12 protein-coding genes are annotated in these 19,174 nt (G+C 71.3%); 7 read left to right on the top strand and 5 right to left on the bottom strand.

Annotated features, from left to right (window positions below):
* Positions 1-38: 38 nt before the first annotated feature.
* The 3 genes from B082_RS0115030 to B082_RS0115040 form a co-directional block, all read right to left on the bottom strand.
* Entirely contained in the window at positions 39-2,486 is a 2,448-nt protein-coding gene (locus tag B082_RS0115030; RefSeq protein WP_018552632.1) for a SpoIIE family protein phosphatase, read from the bottom strand.
* A gap of 153 nt (positions 2,487-2,639) precedes the next feature.
* Complete coding sequence (locus tag B082_RS0115035; protein WP_018552633.1) at positions 2,640-5,105, bottom strand: MFS transporter; 2,466 nt, start codon at positions 5,103-5,105, stop codon at positions 2,640-2,642.
* Between the two features lie 184 nt (positions 5,106-5,289).
* The gene (locus B082_RS0115040; protein WP_018552634.1) at positions 5,290-5,763 is read right to left on the bottom strand and encodes an SRPBCC family protein; all 474 of its coding nucleotides are present in this window, start codon (positions 5,761-5,763) and stop codon (positions 5,290-5,292) included.
* Positions 5,764-5,911: 148 nt separating this feature from the next.
* On the opposite strand from B082_RS0115040, the gene B082_RS0115045 reads away from it, so the two are divergent.
* The 3 genes from B082_RS0115045 (at position 5,912) to B082_RS0115055 (ending at position 12,329) form a co-directional block, all read left to right on the top strand.
* Entirely contained in the window at positions 5,912-6,970 is a 1,059-nt protein-coding gene (locus tag B082_RS0115045; RefSeq protein ID WP_018552635.1) for an Rv2578c family radical SAM protein, read from the top strand.
* A 132-nt stretch (positions 6,971-7,102) separates the two neighbouring features.
* Positions 7,103-8,695, top strand: a complete 1,593-nt coding sequence (locus tag B082_RS0115050) for an alpha/beta hydrolase (protein ID WP_026249803.1) — start codon at positions 7,103-7,105, stop codon at positions 8,693-8,695.
* Positions 8,696-9,020: 325 nt separating this feature from the next.
* Entirely contained in the window at positions 9,021-12,329 is a 3,309-nt protein-coding gene (locus B082_RS0115055; protein ID WP_026249804.1) for a type ISP restriction/modification enzyme, read from the top strand.
* A gap of 10 nt (positions 12,330-12,339) precedes the next feature.
* Here B082_RS0115055 and B082_RS0115060 read toward each other — a convergent pair whose 3' ends face one another.
* Both B082_RS0115060 and B082_RS0115065 read right to left on the bottom strand, forming a co-directional pair.
* Positions 12,340-12,723: a hypothetical protein gene (locus B082_RS0115060; RefSeq protein WP_106435498.1), complete on the bottom strand. Its 384-nt coding sequence runs from the start codon at positions 12,721-12,723 to the stop codon at positions 12,340-12,342.
* Between the two features lie 195 nt (positions 12,724-12,918).
* The gene (locus tag B082_RS0115065) at positions 12,919-13,491 is read right to left on the bottom strand and encodes an adenylosuccinate lyase (protein WP_018552639.1); all 573 of its coding nucleotides are present in this window, start codon (positions 13,489-13,491) and stop codon (positions 12,919-12,921) included.
* Positions 13,492-13,861: 370 nt separating this feature from the next.
* On the opposite strand from B082_RS0115065, the gene B082_RS0115070 reads away from it, so the two are divergent.
* The 4 genes from B082_RS0115070 to ccrA all read left to right on the top strand — a co-directional run bounded on the left by B082_RS0115070 (position 13,862) and on the right by ccrA (position 19,169).
* Complete coding sequence (locus tag B082_RS0115070; protein ID WP_018552640.1) at positions 13,862-15,643, top strand: 3-hydroxyacyl-CoA dehydrogenase family protein; 1,782 nt, start codon at positions 13,862-13,864, stop codon at positions 15,641-15,643.
* 91 nt (positions 15,644-15,734) lie between these two features.
* Positions 15,735-16,550: a TetR family transcriptional regulator gene (locus tag B082_RS0115075; RefSeq protein ID WP_026249806.1), complete on the top strand. Its 816-nt coding sequence runs from the start codon at positions 15,735-15,737 to the stop codon at positions 16,548-16,550.
* 55 nt (positions 16,551-16,605) lie between these two features.
* Positions 16,606-17,418, top strand: coding sequence for a GNAT family N-acetyltransferase (locus B082_RS0115080; protein ID WP_051094620.1), 813 nt, complete (start codon positions 16,606-16,608; stop codon positions 17,416-17,418).
* Between the two features lie 389 nt (positions 17,419-17,807).
* Entirely contained in the window at positions 17,808-19,169 is a 1,362-nt protein-coding gene (gene ccrA, locus B082_RS0115085; protein ID WP_018552643.1) for a crotonyl-CoA carboxylase/reductase, read from the top strand.
* Positions 19,170-19,174: the final 5 nt, after the last annotated feature.

Consider the following 19,174-nt stretch of genomic DNA (forward strand, 5'->3'; position numbering starts at 1 on the left):
GGCCCCGGGGCAAGGGTTGGGACGCAACTGCCTTGTGATTACCAGCCGTTCGTCAGCGGCCGGGACGGCCGGGAGAGTGCCAGCTCGAACCAGACGGTCTTGCCGCGCGCCGTTCCGCTGGTGCCCCACTCGCGGGCGAGGCTGCTCACCAGCACGAGGCCGCGCCCGAATTCGTCGTTCGCGGTGACTCCGAGGAGCGAGGCGGGGGCGGGCTCGTCGTCGCTGACCTCGCACAGCAGCGCGCCCGTGCGGACCAGGCGGAGCCCGATGTGGTGGGTGCGGCCGTGCTTGACGGCGTTGGTCACGAGCTCGCTGACCATCAGTTCGGCCGATTCCACCGCGTCGGGCAGCTCCCAGTCGAGCAGCTTGCCGCGCACCAGGCGGCGGGCCCGGGAGACCTCGCGCGGGTCGAGGGCGAGCTGCCACTCGGCGACGTCGTCGTCCCCGATCCCGTTGAGCCGGGCCATCAGCAGGGCGACGTCGTCCTTGCGGCCGCCCCTGGGGTTCAGGGCGCGGATGATGGTGTCGCAGGCGTCGTCCATCGACGCGGCGGGGTGGGCGGCGGAGGCGCAGAGCGCGGCGAGCCCGGCCCCGATGTCCTGGCCGCGCACCTCGACCAGGCCGTCCGTGCACAGGATCAGCCGGTCTCCGGGGCGCACCCGGACGGTGGCGGTCTCGAAGGCGACCTGGCCGACGCCGATCGGCGCCCCGGTCGGCAGGTCCAGCAGTTCGGCCCGGCCGTCCTCGGCCCGGACCAGGACCGGCGGGATGTGGCCCGCGTTGGCGATCTGGAGCTCGTGGCCGATGGGGTCGTAGACCGCGTAGAGGCAGGTCGCGAGGTACTGCTCGCCGAGGCGCTGGGCCAGGTCGTCCAGATTGCGCAGGAGCTGGGCCGGTGGCAGCTCCATGGTGGCCATGGTCAGGACCGCCGTGCGCAACTGGCCCATCATCGCAGCCGAGTTGAGCCCGTGCCCCATCACGTCACCGACGACGAGCGCGGTCCGCGAGCCCGGGAGCTTCACCGAGTCGAACCAGTCGCCGCCGATCCGGCCGAGCCGGGTGCCCGGCAGATAGCGGGTGGCGATGTCGCAACCCGCCATGCGGGGCTCGACGTTGGGCAGCATGCTGTCCTGGAGCGTCTCGGCGACGTTCTCCTGGTAGGTGTACATGCGGGCGTTGTCGAGTACGAGCCCGGCGCGGGCCGCGAGTTCGGCGCCGGTGGTGCGGTCCATGTCGTCGAAGGGCTCCCGGCCGGGGCGGCGCATGAGCACCATGAAGCCGAGCACCACGTCGCGGGCCTTGAGCGGCACGATGAGCAGCGAGCGGTGGGTGATCAGGGGCCTGAGGTCCCGCTTCTCGAACTCGCCCGAGATCCGGTTGCTCAGCTCCTCGCTGACGTAGGGCACGATGACCGGCTCGCCCGTGACCATGCACTGGAAGAACGGGGTGTGCTCGGGGAAGGCGATGGACTCGCCGACGGGCACGGTGTCGTCCCAGCGGCCCGGTTCGTCGTTGTGCTCGACCCAGACGCGGTGCCAGACCGTGGTGACGTCGGGCGGCCCGTCGGGAAAGCCCTCGCCGGCCAGGACGGCGGCGCGCAGGTGTGTACCCGCGAAGTCGCTGAAGCGGGGCACGGCGGCGCTGGTGACCTCGCGGATGGTGCGTTCGAGGTCGAGGGAGGTGCCGATGCGGCCGCTGACCTCGTTGAGGAATTCCAGCCGCTCCCTGACCGCCGCGTATTCGAGGTCCAGCTCGGGCCGGGGCACGGCGCGCGGAGCCGCCGCCCCGTCGGCGGCGCGCCCCTCGCTCTGTGCCGGGATGCCTCCGGCGCGCTTCGGCACACCCCAGTCGGGGGTGACCGGGATGCGGTCGTGGTGGCTGAACTCCAGGACCGGGTAGCCCAGTTCGAGGACCTGGGCGACGATTCTCGTGGCCTCCTGCACACTCATGTTGGGCAGGATCTCCGGCAGCCGCGCCGACAGCTCCGGGTAGCCCGGGAAGTCGGTGTGGGCGGCGAATCCGGGTGCGACGGTCCGGGTCCGGGCGTCCTCGCCGCCCTCCGCGCCCCTCAGTCGCGCGCCGTCGGCGGCGAGCACGAGCAGCCGTTCCGGGCCGGGCCCGACCAGCGGGTAGGCCCACCACAGCACGTCGATCCGGCCGCGGCCGGGGTCGTCCAGCCGGGCGCTCCCCGCCACCGGGTAGGCGAAGTCGCCGCTCAGCGAACTGTCGAGCACGGGCCCTGGATCGGCGCGCTCCGCTTCCGCCGATGGACCGTCACCCGGGGACAGCACTCCGGAGACCGGGAGGAGTTCACCGGCCGGGCAGCCCACCGCCTGCGCCCGGGTGATCCCGAAGAGCCTTCCGGCTCCGGTGGACCAGTGCGAGACGAGTCCGTCCGTGTCGACGACGACCACGGCCAGTGGTACCCGGCCCGCCGCGTTGTCACGCGGCTGTGGTGTTCTCTGCGGCGACACACCGAGGTCCATGGGGGAAGGCTCCTTCCTCACCGCGACATGCCGCGGCGCGTGACTCCACGGTACGGGGCGGCGACCGGCGTCCGTGGGTCATCGGCGGAATCACCCACGGGGGTGGTGCGCCCGGCGCACTCGACGGCGCACCACCCCTTGCCGGACGTGCGCTCAGTCCTCGTGCCCCAGCTGGAGGTCGCGCTCGGTGCGCCCGCCGCCGGCGACCTGGAGCACGGTGGCCACCGGCGGGTAGCCGGCCGCGATCACGGTGTACTCGCCGGTGGACAGGTCCACGAACCGGAACGCCCCGTCGGGCCCCGTGGTCACGGTGTCCACGACGTTGCCCGCCGCGTCCAGGAGCGTGACGCGGGCGTCCTCGACGGGCCGCCCGCCGCCGGCCCGGACGATCCCGCGCAGCACGGCGCCGCCGGCCAGCTCGATGTCCTGCCGGGTCTCCCTGGCCGCCTGCACGCTGACCGGGAGGGCGGCGGGCCGGAACGCCGGGGCGGAGGCCGCGAGGGTGTACTCGCCCGCCACCAGCTCCGTGATCACGTAGCCGCCCTCGCGGCCGGTGCGCGTGGAGGCGACGACCTCGCCCCGTACGTCGGTCAGGGTGACGGCCGCGTCCCGCACGGGCACGCCGTCGGCGGTCACCACCGTTCCGGCGAGCCGGCCCGCGCCGCCGAGCACCACGTCGAGTTCGACGGGCCGTTCGCCGACGGTGACGCTGACGGCCTGCGGCTGGTGGCCCCCGGCGGCGGCGATCAGGACGTACGAACCGGCGCCCGGCACGCTGAGCGCGTACCGCCCCTCGTCCCCGCTGGCGCCCCGGCCGACCTGCTGCCCCTGGACGTCGATGAGGGTGAGGGCGGCGCGCGGGACCTTCGTACCGTCCGGGTGCTGGACGCTGCCGGAGACCGGGACCCCGGAGAGGTATCCGGCGGACGTGGTGCCCGGGTCGGTGCGGGCGGAGGGGATCGCGGCGGGCTCGGCCGCGGTGGTCTCAAGACCGGCTGCGGTGGTTTCGGAACTGTGGGACACCAGCGGTTTCTCCTTGAGGAAGAAGGCGAAGAACAGGCCGAGCACGAGGACCGGCACGAGGTAGAGGAAGATCCGGGGCATGGCGTCGGCGTACGCCTGGATGTAGGCGTCCCGCAGGGCGGGCTCCATCGCGTGCACCAGCTGCGGGCTGATCGACTCGGGGTCGGGGAGCTCCACCCCGGAGGGCAGCCGCACGGCGAGCGCGTCGGCCAGCCGCCCCGCGAACAGGGTGCCGAAGACGGCGGCGCCGACGCTGCCGCCGATCTGCCGGAAGTAGTTGTTGGCGCTGGTCGCGGAGCCGAGGTCGGCGGGGCGTACGGAGTTCTGCACGGCGAGGACCAGCACCGGCATGACGAGCCCGATCCCGAGGCCGAGCACCGCCTGCGCGATGCTGTATTCGATGCGCGGGGTGTCGGTCTCCATGCGGGACAGCAGCCACATGCCCACCACGGAGACGGCGCAGCCCGCGATCGGGTAGACGCGGTAGCGCCCGGTGCGGGAGATGAGCTGGCCGGAGACGACGGAGGCGGCGACGATGCCGCCCATCATGGGGAGCATCAGCAGCCCGGACTCGGTGGCGGTGGCCCCGTCGACCATCTGGAGGAAGGTCGGCAGATAGCTGGCCGCGCCGAACAGCGCGACGCCGACGACCGCGCCGACCAGTGCCGTGACGTTGAAGATCGAGTCGCGGAACAGCCGCAGCGGGATGATCGGTTCTGCGGCGCGGCGCTCGACGACGAGGAAGAGCGCAGTCGTCGCGACGGCGCCGGCCCCCAGCCCCAGGATGGTGCCCGAGCCCCAGGCGTACTCCGTGCCGCCCCAGCTGGTCAGCAGCACCAGGAAGGTCGAGGCGGCGGCGAGCAGGGCGGCGCCGAGGATGTCGAGCCGGGGGCGCACGGTCGGCCGGGGGAGCTTGAGGACGACGGTGATCACGGCGAAGGTGACCAGGCCGAACGGCACGTTGATGTAGAAGCACCAGCGCCAGGAGGCGTGGTCGGTGAAGAAGCCGCCGAGCAGCGGGCCCGCCACTGAGGCGAGGCCGAAGGCCGCGCCGATGAGCCCCATGAACCGGCCGCGCTCGCGGGGCGGGACCACGTCCGCGATGATCGCCTGGACGCCGATCATCAGTCCGCCACCGCCGACGCCCTGGAGGGCCCGGAAGGCGATCAGCTGGTCCATGGTGCGTGACCAGCCGGCCAGCGCGGAGCCGACGACGAAGACGACGATGGCGAACTGGAAGACGCCCTTGCGCCCGAAGAGGTCACCGAGCTTGCCGTAGACCGGCAGACCGATCGTGGAGGCGAGGAGGTAGGCGGTGACCGCCCAGGACATCTTCTCCAGGCCGTGCAGCTCACCGACGATCTTCGGGAGCGCGGTGGCCACGATCATCTGGTCGAGCGCCGCGAGCAGAAGCGTGAGCATCAGCCCGACGAAGATCAGCCGGATGCGGCGCGGGTCCGCCTCGGTCCCACCGGGCGAGTCGCCGCCGGCGGCTTCCTTCGCGGCGGGCGGCGGAGGCGGAGCGGCCGCGGGCGCCGCTTCGGCGCCCTCCGGACCGCCCGGCTCGTCCTCCAACAGAGTGATGCCACCCACCACGTGCCGCTCCCCTCGTCGCGCTGCCGCCCATTTCTCGCATCGTGCGACAAGCGAGGGCAAACGCGACGGGGGGCGCTGACGGCGCACTCAGGGGGCGTATCCCCCGGTGGGAGCCACTACGGCGCACAACCGCCCGGCCGCAAAGACCACCCGAACCGGTGAGGCCGGACCACGTGGCGGAGCGTCAGTTCTCGACCTCGGCGGCGAGGTTCTGCAGCAGCTCGTCGTAGATGCGGCCGAGCCCCTTGGGCGCGAAGGTCTTCTCGAAGAAGCCGCCGATGCCCCCGGCGCCGTTCCACACGGTCGAGACGACGGCCTTGGACTTGCCCTCGCCGGCCGGGGTGACGGTCCAGGTGGTGACCATCGAGGAGTTGCGGTCCTTCTCCACGAGCTGCCCTCCCCCATAGCCTGCGGCATGGGAGGTGCCCCCTGTCGGCTCGCTGACGTCGAGCAGGCAGTCGCGCACCCGCTTGCTGGTGGCCTGGAGCTTCCAGTGGACGAGGGTGCCCTCGCCGTCCCCGCCCTCGCGCACCTCGTACTCGCTGAAGTGGGCGGGCAGCACCTTGCCCCGGACCTCCTTGTAGTCGGCCAGCGCATCGAACACCGCCTCCGCGTCCGCCGCGATGATCCGCTCCGTCGTGGCTTCGACCTGCGCCATGGCTGTTCCTCCAGCACTCGGTTGTTCCGGGTGTGCTGAGCCAACCACCTCGGGGGTCCCGCTCAAAATCCGGTCCGGGACGAAGGGGAGGAAACGATCAAGGGAACAAGTGTTCTATTCTCGGTCCAGAGCTACCGAGGAGGCGTCCATGCGCTGGGACAATCTGGCCGAAAACAACGCCAACAACCCCATAGGCGGTACGGGTGCGCTCTTCGCCGCGGACGCGGTGACGACCCGGACCTTCGACACCCCCGAATTCCGGGGCATCACCTTCCACGAGATCCGGGCCCGCTCGATCGTGAACCGGGTGCCGGGCGCCTCCCGGATGCCGTTCGAATGGACCGTGAACCCGTACCGCGGCTGCACCCACGCCTGCGTCTACTGCTTCGCCCGCAAGACCCACAGCTATCTCGACCTCGACACCGGGCTCGGCTTCGACTCGCAGATCGTCGTCAAGGTCAACGCCCCCGAGCTGGTCCGCCGCGAGATCGCCTCGCCGCGCTGGAACGGCGCGCACGTCGCGATGGGCACCAATGTCGACTGCTACCAGCGGGCGGAGGGCCGCTACCGGCTGATGCCAGGCATCCTGACCGCACTGCGCGACCACACGAACCCGTTCTCGATCCTGACGAAGGGCACCCTGATCCTGCGCGACCTGGAGCTGCTGCGGCAGGCCGCCGAGGTCACGGAGGTCGGCGTCTCGGTCTCGGTGGGCTTCGTCGACCCCGAGCTGTGGCGGACCGTGGAGCCCGGCACACCCTCGCCGGAGCGTCGCCTCGATGTCGTACGCACACTGAGCGAGCACGGCATCGGCTGCGGGGTGCTGATGGCGCCGGTCATCCCGCACCTCGGCGACAGCCCCGACCAGCTCCGGGCGACGGTCCGCGCGATCGCCGCCGCCGGGGCCACCTCGGTGACCCCGCTCGTCCTGCATCTGCGCCCCGGGGCCCGCGAGTGGTTCATGGAGTGGCTCGGCCGCCACCACCCGCACCTGGTGCGGCGCTACGAGCGGCTGTACGCGGACGGCGCCTACGCACCCACCTGGTACCAGCGCCGCATCACCCGGTACGTCCACGAGCTGGCGACCGAGTACGGCATCGGGCCCTCGCACCGCGGCACCCCCCGCCGCCTGCCCGGACGTGAACCGCGGCCCCCGCAGGACGGCTCCGAGCCGGGCACCGGACCCACCCAGCTGACCCTGCTCTGAGCCGGCACCGCCCGAGCACACGGGCAAACGGGTCATCTCTCACCCCAACAGGTCCTCCCGTCCCCGAATCCGGGGAACATCCGGCGGGGGCTGCGCCCGGCGCAGCCGTGATCCCCCACCACGGGAGGCCATATGACGAACCGTCCAGGAATGCTGCTCGCCGTCGGAGCGACGGTCGCCGGTCTGGTGACCGCCGCCCCGGCCCCGGCTGCGGCGGACACCGGCACACCGAGCACCGCACCGCTCGCCTGGAAGGACTGCGCGACGAAGTCGTACCCGACGCTCCAGTGCGCGACGGTGCGCTCGCCGCTCGACCACGACGACCCGGCCGGCCGCGAGGCCACTCTCGCCCTGACCCGGGTCCCGCACACCTCGAAGACCTTCCAGGGTCCACTGCTGGTCAACCCGGGCGGCCCCGGGGGCAGCGGTCTGTCGATGGCCGGTTTCGTCGCCGCCGCGCTGCCGAAGGAGGTGGCCGCCCAGTACGACGTGATCGGGTTCGACCCGCGCGGCGTCGGGAAGAGCCGGCCGGCCCTGGACTGCCTGCCCGGCTACTTCGACCCGGTGCGGCCCGACCCGGTGCCGCAGTCCCTCGGGGGCGAGCGGGTCAACCGCAACCGCGCCCGTGACTTCGCGGCGGCCTGCGGCGAGAAGTACCCGGACCTGCTCCCGTACATGGACACGGTGAGCGCGGCCAAGGACCTCGACGTGATCCGGCGCGCGACCGGCGCACGGCAGCTCAACTACTTCGGCTACTCCTACGGCACCTATCTCGGCGCCGTCTACGCCAAACTGTTCCCGGACCGCGTCCGGCGCCTGGTCCTCGACTCGAACGTCGACCCGGACGGCGTCTGGTACGACGACAACCTCGCCCAGGACTACGCGTTCGACACCCGGCACAAGGCGTTCGCCGCCTGGGTCGCGAAGTACGACGACACCTACGGCCTCGGGAGCGACCCGGCGAAGGTGGAGGCGGCCTGGTACCGGATGCGGGACGCGGTGAAGAAGCGTCCGGCGGGCGGGAAGGTCGGCGCGGGCGAGCTGGACGACACGTTCCTGCCGGGCGGCTACTACAACGGCTACTGGCCGGTGCTGGCCGAGGCGTTCGCCGCCTATGTCAACGACAAGGACGAGAAGCCGCTGACCGAGGCGTTCGAACGGTTCGCCGCGGTGGACGCGGACGGCGACAACGGCTACTCGGTCTATACGGCGGTGCAGTGCCGGGACGCCTCGTGGCCGGGCGACTGGAACGTCTGGCGCAGCGACACCTGGCGGGTCCACGCCAAGGCGCCCTTCATGGCCTGGGGCAACACCTGGTACAACGCGCCGTGCGCCGACTGGCCGGTCGAGCCGCTGAACCCGGTGCGGGTCTCCAACCACGACCTGCCGCCGGCCCTCCTCTTCCAGGCCACCGACGACGCGGCGACCCCGTACGAGGGCGGTGTCACCCTGCACCGCAAACTGCGCGGTTCGCGCCTCGTGGTCGAGCAGGGCGGCCCCAACCACGGCATCACGCTGAGCGGCAACGACTGCCTGGACCGCTATCTGGCGGACTACCTGGCCAAGGGCACCGTGCCCCGCGCCGGGCGCGGCGACGTGGACGTGGTCTGCGCGAAGACCCCCGACCCGGTACCGGAGACCGCCAAGTCGGCCCGCCCGGCATCCCGGACCGACGCGGCCCTGCGGGGCACCACCCTGCACACGCTGCTGGGCTTCCGGGGCTGAGCCGCCGCCAAGGGGCGGGCGTCGGGGGGCGTACTCCAGAACGAGCCGCATGACCACACGGCTCACTCCCGCGTGCGCCCCCGGCCCGCCCATGCGCGCCACGGCCCTCGTCACCGAAGGTGTCCAGTTGTGGCCGGTCGATCAGGAGCGGGAAGGCGTTGCGGTCGCTCTATCGGCATGGCCTGCTTCGAGACCCCGCCCGTCACCCTTGCGAGGTGCCACGAACCGAGTCACCGACCCCCTGACGCACCGTTGACAGCCCGTCGCCCACACCTGACCATGCGTTACGGGGATCACATCGTCTGGCTCGACCCGTGGGGGGCATATGTCAGAGGGGCTGTACGGCTGGCTTGTTTCTGCTGTGGCGGAGTTCGGCCGGACAGCCAAGATCAAACTGTCCGGCGGTGGCGGTGCCGAAGCATCGATACGCGGTCCACTCGAAGCCCTGCTCAAGGTCGTCGGGGAGCGGCACCACCAGCATGAGGTGAGCTGGCACGACGAGTACTCGCTCCCCGACCTGGGCGTCCGCCCGGACTACGCGGTGCGGGCCGGCGGTGAGCTGACGGGCTACATCGAGCTCAAGCGGCCCGGCCTCTCCGTGGACCCCAGTACGTTCGACAAGGCCAACACGGAGCAGTGGGAGAAACTGCGGAATCTCCCCAACGTGCTCTACTCCAACGGGACCGAGTGGCGACTTTTCCGTGACGGACAGCAGGTCGGGCAGACGGTCTGGTTCAGTGGTGCGTTGAAGAGCGCCGGCGCCGCGCTGACCCCGGTTGATCCGGCGGCCTTCGACGCACTGCTCAAGGTGTTCCTGAACTGGAAGCCTCCCGCGATCTCCAACGTCTCCCGGCTGGTCCAGCACGTCGCCCCTCTGTGCAGGCTTCTGCGGTCAGCCGTTGTGGAGCAACTGGCCGCAGAACGGAAGTCGTCCGCCGCGGACGACGACCCGCGGGCCAGACCCTTCACCGGTCTCAAGAACGAGTGGCGCAGACTGCTGTTCCCCACCGCCGACGACGCCACGTTCGCGGACGGTTACGCCCAGGCCGTGACCTTCGCGCTCCTCCTCGCGCGCTCCGAGGACATTCTCGTGCCGGACGTCGGGCTCCACGACATCGGCCGCCGCCTGGACGCTGACCACGCCCTCATGGGCAGGGCGCTGCAGTTGCTCACGGACCACGTCAACGACCGCTTCCGAGTGACGCTCGAACTGCTGCAGCGCACGATCACAGGTGTGGACTGGCCCGCCATCCGGGCCGGCAACCGGGATGCGTACCTCCACCTGTACGAACACTTCCTGACCGTGTACGACCAGGCGCTGCGCCAGAAGAGCGGCTCCTACTACACCCCGCACCAGATCGTGCGGGAGATGGTCCGCCTCACCGAGGACGTGCTGCGCACCCGACTCGGACAGCAGACCGGCTTCGGTGAGGACGACGTGCGCATCGTGGACCCCGCCATGGGCACGGGCACCTACTTGCACACGGTCATCGAGCGGGTGGCGGAGCAGGCCGCCGACCGCTACGGCCCGGCGATGGCCCCGGACGCCATCGCCCGGCTCGCCACCCGCCTCTACGGCTTCGAGTTGCAGATGGGCCCGTACGCCGTCGCCGAGCTCCGGACGTCGGACCTGCTGAAGCGCCACAGGACGCCGGTGCCCGAGGGCGGGCTCAATCTCTTCGTCACCGACACCCTCGACAATCCCTTTATCGAGGACGAACAGCTGTACACGCACGACGTACTGTCCGCCTCCCGGCGGCGGGCCAACCACATCAAGGCGACCATCCCGGTGAACGTCGTGATCGGGAACCCGCCGTACGACGACAAGGCGGAGAACCGCGGGGGCTGGGTGGAGAAGCGCGGCGGCAGCCAGGAATCGCCCCTGCTCGACGACTTCAGGCTCGCCGGAAACGGCCGCTACGAGCACGTCCTGAAGAACATGTACGTCTACTTCTGGCGGTGGGCCACCTGGAAGGTATTCGACGCGCACGAGGGCGACCGGCACGGAGTGGTCTGCTTCATCACCCCTTCCGGCTGGGTGACGGGTCCCGGCGGAAGGGGCATGCGGCGGTATCTGCGGCGGACGTGCGACGAGGGATGGATCATCAACCTCTCCCCGGAGGGCCAGCGGGCCGAAGTCGCCACCCGTCCCTTCCCCGGTGTCGCTCAGCCACTCGCCATCTGCGTCTTCGTCCGCAGGGCGGGAGAGAAACGCCGCGCGGACCACGGGGCTCACGTGCACTACCGCTCCGTCTCGGGCAGCCGTGATGACAAGTTCCGGCAGCTGTGCGACATCCGTCTGGACGACGGGGGCTGGAGGGACACCCATCCGACGGGGCATCGCTCCTTCACACCGGTGACGCAATCGGGCTGGGAAGAGTTTCCTGCTCTGGACGACCTCTTCCCGTGGGGCAGCCCCGGTGCCAAGGCGAACCGGTCCTGGGTCAGCAGTCCGTCGAAGGAGATCCTGCGCCGCCGGTGGGCGACGCTGATCCGCGAGCCCGACCCGGAGACGAAGTCCGAACTGTTCAAGGAGACCCGGGATCGCAGGCTCGGTGACAGGAAGGAGCCACTCCCCGGCCGCACTGCGCACTCCCGTTCGATGAACGAAGAGACACACAGCCGCCCCGAGACGGTGAGAATCGCACTGCGCAGCTTCGACAGGCAGTGGCTGATCGCCGACAACCGCGCCCTCGACTACCCTCGCCCGGACCTGTGGGCTGCGATCCACGGCGGCCAGATCTTCCTGAACCAGCAGTCGTCGCACGCAATCGACTCGGGCCCAGCCGTCGTGGCGACCCACCTCGTACCCGACACCCACCACTTCAACGGCCGTGGTGGCCGAGTCATGCCGATCCTGCATCCCGATGGGTCGCCCAATACCGCGGCGGGTCTTCTGCCCCACCTCACACGTACCTTCGGCGGCGAGCCGGTGACCGTAGCGGATCTTGCCGCCTACACCGCCGCCGTCACCGGGCACAGCGCCTTCACCGAACGCTTCACGGAAGAACTGCTCACTCCTGGCGTACGTCTACCGCTGACCCGCAACGCGGAACTCTGGAACAGGGCCACGGCTCTGGGCCGCGAGATCCTCTGGGCATCGACGTACGGCGAGCGCTGCGCCGACACCCCGGCCGGCCGCACCGCCGCTGACGTCGGGTTTCCGTCCGGAGACGAGCGGCAGGTCCGCTACCTGACCCACATCGGCAGCACCGTCCCCAACACGATGTCCTACGAACCCGGTACGGAGACTCTGCGTGTGGGTGAGGGCACGTTCGCTCCGGTGCCGGAGGCGGTCTGGGCCTACCACGTAGGCGGCATGCGGGTCGTGAACAAGTGGTTCGGCTACCGCAAGGCCAAGCCGACGAGCAAGAGAACCAGCCCTCTGGACGACATCCACGTCGACAGCTGGCCGCCGGAGTGGACGACGGAACTGATCGAACTGCTCTGTGTCCTGCGTCGCCTCACCGATCTGGCCCCCGCGCAGAGCGCCCTGCTCACGGAGATTCTCGCGGGCGAGGTCATCACATGCGCCGAACTGGCCACTGAGGGAGTGACGCTCGCACCGGCCTCCGGCCGCAAGCCGCGCCACCGCCCCGCGGACGGGCTTTTCACGGAGGAGCACGTCATCTGACGCCAAGGGCTCAGGCCGGGCGCGATGTGCGACCAAGCGCCTCGGCGAGCGAAATGGAGCCCTGGGCGAGTCTCCGGACGGTCCGGGCGAAGTACGGGGCCGCCGCTTCACCGGACTCGGCGAAGCGGGCCACGTCACTCAGCCTCAACTCGGATGCCTCAGCCACACGGCGGTAGTGAACCGCTGCACCGAGGTCCGTCACCACCAGCCAGCCGTCCCGTTGCTCCAGCAGCCGCAACCACGCCAGGACCGGCGCATCGACGCACACCTGGTCCGGATCGAGCCCGCGTGCAGATGCGCCGCCCGCATGCTGCCGGCCGCCGCTGCCGGGATCGGGCAGTGCGGCAGCGGCCAACTGGGCGAGAAGTCGCCACTGCGCATCAGTGAGGTCCATGTCAGGCATGGGGGCCGGAGAATGCATGGCGTCATGCCTAGCACATGGGTGCGTCCGGCTCGGACCAACGCCTCGTCGGAACGGGTATCGACGCGCGTGAGCACGGCCTCTGCGAGCACCCGGAAATCCTTGCGGCACGTCCTCACGTACTGCTGTGCGTAACGCACCGGGCGGGCTACGGGCATGGTCAGGCGCTCATTTCTCCCCCAGCCGCCCGAGCGCCTCCCGGGCCGCACCCGCCAGCCGGGGCCGGGGCAGTGCGGCCTCCAGGACCGGGCGGGCGGCCGCGTCCCCCAGGGATCCCAGGCCCTCGACGCAGGCCAGGGCGACCCGCCAGTGGGGTTCGTCCGGGGCCAGGAGCCGGGACAGGGTGGTGATCAGGGCGGGTACGGACTCGGGGGCGCGCAGGGTGGTGAGCAGGCGGACCGGATGCAGGGCGTAGGCGGTGCGCAGGGAGTTGGTGGCGAGCGCGGCGGCGGCGCGCGGGGTGCGGGGGTCGCCGAGGCGGGCCAGGGCGTGGGCGGCGCTCGCGCAGCGCTCGGGGTCGCGGTGGTTGAGCAGGAGCACGAGCGTTTCGAAGGCGCGGGGGTCGCCGCCGCAGCCCAGCCGGAACGCGGCGATCTCGCGTGCCCACAGGGGGCGTTCGTGCTCGACGAGCACCCGGGCGAGTTCCTCGTCGTCCTCGGTGGCGAGCAGCCGGCGGCAGGCCGCCGAGTCCGCCGCCTCTTCGGCCAGCCGGTGTGTCAGGGACCGGAACTCCTCATCCATGACTGTCAGCGTACCGGCGGACACACAGCGTGCCGATGGGGCCGGGGAATGTGGCAGGGGCCACAACTGGGCAGGGCTGGCGCGCTCGTTACCCGCCGGTTAAGCTCAGGTGAGCGGGTTGAACCCCGCCGGCTCCGGTTGGCCTGGTGACGCAGCCACCCGGAGTGTTGTCGGTTCGGCAGTTCCACGAGACGTGACCCCGGGACAGGGTCCGTCGCCCCTTTCACGGTCCCGGCGTGCCTCACGCCCGGCGGCCGAGCACCACGACAGGCAACTCCCGCGCACCATGCGCCGGCCGGGCCCATCCGCCCCTCTCATCGGCCGCGCGCCGTGCGTTCCCTCAGTCGTCACTCATCCCTGGAGTCCCCTGATGGACATCCCTCTCTCCACCATTGCCGTCGTCGGCCTCGGCACGATGGGCACCGGCATCGCCGAGGTCCTGGCCCGGTCCGGCCGCGAGGTCATCGGCATCGACGTCGACGACGCGGCCGCCGGCCAGGCCGTCGCCTCCCTGGAGGCGTCCACCGCCCGCGCCGTGGAGCGCGGGCGGATCACCGAGGAGGAGCGGCGCGACGCGCTCGCCCGCTTCCGCACCTTCTCCGACCTCCAGGCCGCCGCCGACGCGGAGCTGGTCATCGAGGTCGTGCCGGAGTCGTACGAGATCAAGCAGCAGGTCTTCCGGGAGCTCGACGCGGTCGTCTCCCCCACCGCCATCCTCGCGACCGGTACCAACGCCCTGTCGGTGACCCGGCTGGCGGCGGAGTCGCAGCACCCCGAGCGGGTGCTCGGCCTGCACTTCTTCAACCCGGCGCCCGCGATGAAGCTGGTCGAGGTGGTCTCCTCGGTGCTGACCGCCCCGCCGGCCGTCGCCGCCGTCACGGAGCTGGCCCGTCTGCTGGGCAAGGAGCCGGTCTCCATCGGCGACCGCCCCGGGTTCGTCGCCGACGGCCTGCTCTTCGGCTACCTCAACCAGGCCGCCGCGATGTACGAGGCGAACTACGCCTCCCGCGAGGACATCGACGCGGCGATGAAGCTGGGCTGCGGTCTGCCGATGGGCCCGCTGGCCCTGCTGGACCTGATCGGCATCGACACGGCCCGTACGGTCCTGGAGGCGATGTACTCCGCCTCGCACGACCGGCTGCACGCCCCGGCGCCGATCCTCGGCCAGCTCGGCGCGGCCGGGCTGACCGGCCGCAAGGCGGGGCGCGGCTTCTACACGTACGCCGGGCCCGGCAGCCAGAGCGTGGTGCCGGACGCGCTGACGCCCGCCCCGCGCGGCGGGGAGTCCGCCGGGCGCGCCGTGCGGTCGGTGGGTGTCGCGGGCTCCGGGACGATGGCGTCGGGCATCGCGGAGGTCTTCGCGAAGGCCGGTTACGCCGTGGTGCTCGCCGCCCGCGGCCAGGAGAAGGCGGACCTCGCCAAGGGCCGCGTCGCCAAGTCGCTGGACCGGTCGGTCGCCAAGGGGCGGCTGACCCAGGAGGCGCGGGACGAGACGCTGGCCAGGATCTCGGCCGCGGGCTCGCTGGACGCGTTCGCCGATGTGGACCTCGCCGTGGAGGCGGTCGCCGAGGACCTGGCGGTCAAGCAGCAGTTGTTCGCCACACTCGACAAGGTGTGCAGGCCCGGCGCCGTGCTCGCCACCACCACCTCCTCGCTACCGGTCGTGGCGATCGCCAGGGCCACCGGGCGGCCCGAGGACGTCATCGGGATGCACTTCTTCAACCCGGCGCCCGCGATGAAGCTGGTCGAGGTCGTGCGTACGGTGCTCACCGCCGACGATGTGCACGCGACGGTCCACGAGGTGTGCCTGAAGGTGCGCAAGCACCCGGTGGACTGCGGGGACCGGGCCGGTTTCATCGTGAACGCGCTGCTGTTCCCATACCTCAACAACGCGATCAAGATGGTCGAGGAGCACTACGCGTCCCTCGACGACATCGACGCCGCGATGAAGCTGGGCGGCGGCTACCCGATGGGCCCGTTCGAGCTGCTGGACGTGGTGGGGCTCGATGTCTCGCTGGCGATCGAGAAGGTGCTGCACGGCGAGTTCCGCGATCCGGGCCTGGCGCCCGCCCCGCTCCTGGAGCATCTGGTGGCCGCGGGCTGCCTCGGCCGCAAGACGGGGCGCGGCTTCCGCGAATATGCCCGGCGCTGACCGGGGGGCCGGCTGGGGCGGGTTGCTCGGTCCTCCGGGCGGCCCGCCCCCGCAGGCGCGCTCTCCTGCACCGATGCAGTACGTTCACAGCATGTCCCAGCCCGCCAGGTCCTCCCGTGTGTCCGCCGCGCCCGACGTCCCGGAAAGTGCCGCAGGCACCCGAGCCGCTGCCCAGCGGCTCAAAATGCGCCGTGAGCTGGCCGCCGCGGCGATGGAACTCTTCGCCACCAAGGGGTACGAAGCCACCACGGTCGACGAGATCGCGGGCGCGGCGGGTGTGGCCCGGCGGACCTTCTTCCGGCACTTCCGCTCCAAGGAAGAGGCGATCTTCCCGGACCACGACGACACCCTCGTGCGGGCCGAGGCCGTCCTCAACGCCGCCCCCGCGCACGAGCATCCGCTCGACACGGTGTGCCGGGGCATCAAGGAAGTCATGCGGATGTACGCGGCCAAGCCCGCGGTCTCCGTGGCCCGTTACAAGCTGACCCGCGAGGTGCCGACCCTGCGGCAGGCGGAGATCGCCTCGGTGGCCCGCTACGAGCGGCTGTTCACGCGTTATCTGCTGGGCCACTTCGACGAGCGCGACCACCATCCGGGCAACGACGACCCGTTGCTGGCGGAGGTCGCCGCGTCCGCCGTCGTCACCGCGCACAACCATGTGCTGCGCCGCTGGCTGCGGGCGGACGGGCAGGGCGATGTGGAGGCGCAGCTCGACCAGGCCTTCGCCATCGTCCGGGACACGTTCGGGACGGGGATCGGCGCCGGCCGCACCGCCGGGGCCGAGCCCGCGAAGCCGCCGGCCGCCTCGGTGCAGGCCCAGGGCGAGGTGCTGGTCGCGGTGGCCCGGACGGACGCACCCCTGGACGAAGTGATGCGTACGATCCAGCAGGCCCTCAAGGAGCGCTGAGCCGGGCCGGGGAAACCCGGTTGCCGGGGTGGGGCCCCGGTGTTGAGGTGTGCGGATGAACGATCATGTGACATCCGGCCCCGCCCGGCTCCTCACCGTCTTCGACCGGGAGATGCGCGAGCACGCCCGCCCCGATGGACCGGGCGCCCGCGTCGAACGCGTCGGTGACGTCGTACGGCAGGTGGGCGGCTCCCACGACTGGAACGGGGTGGTCTGGTCGTCGCCGGACCTGGACGCCTCCCGGGCGGACGCGGCGGTCGCCGCCCAGGTGGCGCACTGCGAGCGGCTGGGCTGCGAGGAGTTCGAGTGGAAGCTGTACGGGCACGACCGGCCCGCGGACCTCGGGGCGCGACTGTCGGCGGCCGGCTTCGAGGCCGAGGAGCCGGAGACCCTGCTCGTGGCGCCGGTCGCGGACCTGGCCACGGACGTACGGCTCCCGGAGGGCATCCGGCTGCGGACGGTGCGCGACGAGGCCGATGTGGAGCTGATGGCGCGCGCCCATGAGCAGGCGTTCGGCTCCGACTGGTCGCGGCTGCGCCACCAGGTGCCGGCCCGGCTGCGGGAGGACCCGGAGCATTTCGTGGGGGTGCTGGCCCTGGCGGGCGACGAGCCGGTGAGCTCGGCCCGCATGGAGCTGCACCCGGGCACGGGCTTCGCGGGGCTGTGGGGCGGCGGCACGGTGGCGGCGTGGCGCGGGCGGGGCGTCTACCGGGCGCTGGTGGCCTTCCGGGCGGGCGTGGCGGCGGAGCGCGGCTACCGGTATCTCCAGGTCGACGCGACCGAGGACAGTCGCCCGATCCTCCAGCGGCTCGGATTCACGGCACTGACCACGACGACCCCGTACGTGTACCACCCCGCGCACCCCTGACCGTACAGACGGGTGCATACCACCCATACAGCCTCCCGTGTGGCTCATGCGTGGCACCCGGCTGACAATTGAGGGAAATTACTGGCACCGAGTGCCTTGTCATCTGTCACGCAGTGCCATACCTTGAAGGCGTCCGGGCGGCCGGCGTGCTGGGATCTCACGTACGCCGGCTGTCCCCGCAAGCCACCGCGCCTGCGCGCCCGGACGCCTGCGTCACCAGGCACCCTTCTGCTCCACAGAGCAAGCAGCCGAGCTTCACCCGCCGAACCGACGGCACACCTCCAGACCCGCCCCCCCCCTGTTCTCAGGGACCCCTCAGCGTTCCCTCAACGCTTCCCCGAGCTCTCGGCTTCGTCGAGCAGGGGAGACCCCATCCGCCGGAGGCACCCGTGAAGGAAATCCTGGACGCGATCCAGTCGCAGTCCGAAGCGAAGAGCGGCTCCGCCGCTGTCACCGCCGCGGACTTCGCGGCGCTGCCCGTCCCCGAGTCGTACCGCGCGGTCACCGTGCACAAGGACGAGGCGGAGATGTTCGCCGGGGTCGACAGCCGCGAGAAGGACCCGCGCAAGTCCCTCCACGTGGAGGACGTGCCGGTGCCCGAGCTGGGTCCGGGCGAGGCCCTGGTCGCGGTCATGGCCAGCTCGGTGAACTACAACTCCGTCTGGACCTCGATCTTCGAGCCGGTCTCGACGTTCGGCTTCCTGGAGCGCTACGGCCGGGTCAGCGAGCTGACCCGGCGCCACGACCTGCCGTACCACGTCATCGGCTCCGACCTGGCGGGCGTCGTCCTGCGCACCGGCCCCGGCGTCAACGCCTGGAAGCCCGGTGACGAGGTCGTCGCGCACTGCCTCTCGGTCGAGCTGGAGTCCTCGGACGGCCACAACGACACGATGCTCGACCCGGAGCAGCGCATCTGGGGCTTCGAGACCAACTTCGGCGGCCTGGCAGAGCTCGCACTCGTCAAGTCCAACCAGCTGATGCCGAAGCCGGACCACCTCAGCTGGGAGGAGGCGGCGGCTCCCGGGCTCGTCAACTCCACCGCGTACCGCCAGCTGGTCTCGCGCAACGGCGCCGGCATGAAGCAGGGCGACAACGTGCTGATCTGGGGCGCCAGCGGCGGCCTCGGCTCCTACGCCACGCAGTTCGCGCTGGCCGGCGGCGCCAACCCGATCTGCGTCGTCTCCAGCGACCAGAAGGCGGAGATCTGCCGGAAGATGGGCGCCGAGGCGATCATCGACCGCAACGCCGAGGGCTACAGGTTCTGGAAGGACGAGCAGAACCAGGACCCGCGCGAGTGGAAGCGGTTCGGCAAGCGCATCCGCGAGCTGACCGGCGGCGAGGACGTGGACATCGTCTTCGAGCACCCGGGCCGCGAGACGTTCGGCGCGAGCGTCTACGTCACCCGCAAGGGCGGCACGATCGTCACCTGCGCCTCCACCTCGGGCTACACCCACGAGTACGACAACCGCTACCTGTGGATGTCGCTCAAGCGCATCATCGGCTCGCACTTCGCCAACTACCGCGAGGCGTGGGAGGCCAACCGCCTGGTCGCCAAGGGGAAGATCCACCCGACGCTCTCCAAGGTCTACTCCCTGGACGACACCGGCCAAGCGGCGTACGACGTGCACCGCAACCTCCACCAGGGCAAGGTCGGCGTCCTGGCACTGGCGCCGCGCGAGGGCATGGGCGTGCGCGACCACGAGATGCGCGAGAACCACCTGGACGCCATCAACCGCTTCCGGAACGTCTGAGGTTC

It is taken from the genome of Streptomyces sp. ATexAB-D23, assembly GCF_000373645.1.
GTDB lineage: Bacteria > Actinomycetota > Actinomycetes > Streptomycetales > Streptomycetaceae > Streptomyces > Streptomyces castrisilvae.

Bases quoted from the DNA above. Each gene is read 5' to 3' on its own strand.
- B082_RS0115030 (WP_018552632.1), bottom strand. From the start codon at position 2,486: ATGGACCTCGGTGTGTCGCCGCAGAGAACACCACAGCCGCGTGACAAC.
- B082_RS0115040 (WP_018552634.1), bottom strand. From the start codon at position 5,763: ATGGCGCAGGTCGAAGCCACGACGGAGCGGATCATCGCGGCGGACGCG.
- B082_RS0115045 (WP_018552635.1), top strand. From the start codon at position 5,912: ATGCGCTGGGACAATCTGGCCGAAAACAACGCCAACAACCCCATAGGC.
- B082_RS0115050 (WP_026249803.1), top strand. From the start codon at position 7,103: ATGACGAACCGTCCAGGAATGCTGCTCGCCGTCGGAGCGACGGTCGCC.
- B082_RS0115055 (WP_026249804.1), top strand. From the start codon at position 9,021: ATGTCAGAGGGGCTGTACGGCTGGCTTGTTTCTGCTGTGGCGGAGTTC.
- B082_RS0115060 (WP_106435498.1), bottom strand. From the start codon at position 12,723: ATGGACCTCACTGATGCGCAGTGGCGACTTCTCGCCCAGTTGGCCGCT.
- B082_RS0115065 (WP_018552639.1), bottom strand. From the start codon at position 13,491: ATGGATGAGGAGTTCCGGTCCCTGACACACCGGCTGGCCGAAGAGGCG.
- B082_RS0115070 (WP_018552640.1), top strand. From the start codon at position 13,862: ATGGACATCCCTCTCTCCACCATTGCCGTCGTCGGCCTCGGCACGATG.
- B082_RS0115075 (WP_026249806.1), top strand. From the start codon at position 15,735: ATGTCCCAGCCCGCCAGGTCCTCCCGTGTGTCCGCCGCGCCCGACGTC.
- B082_RS0115080 (WP_051094620.1), top strand. From the start codon at position 16,606: ATGAACGATCATGTGACATCCGGCCCCGCCCGGCTCCTCACCGTCTTC.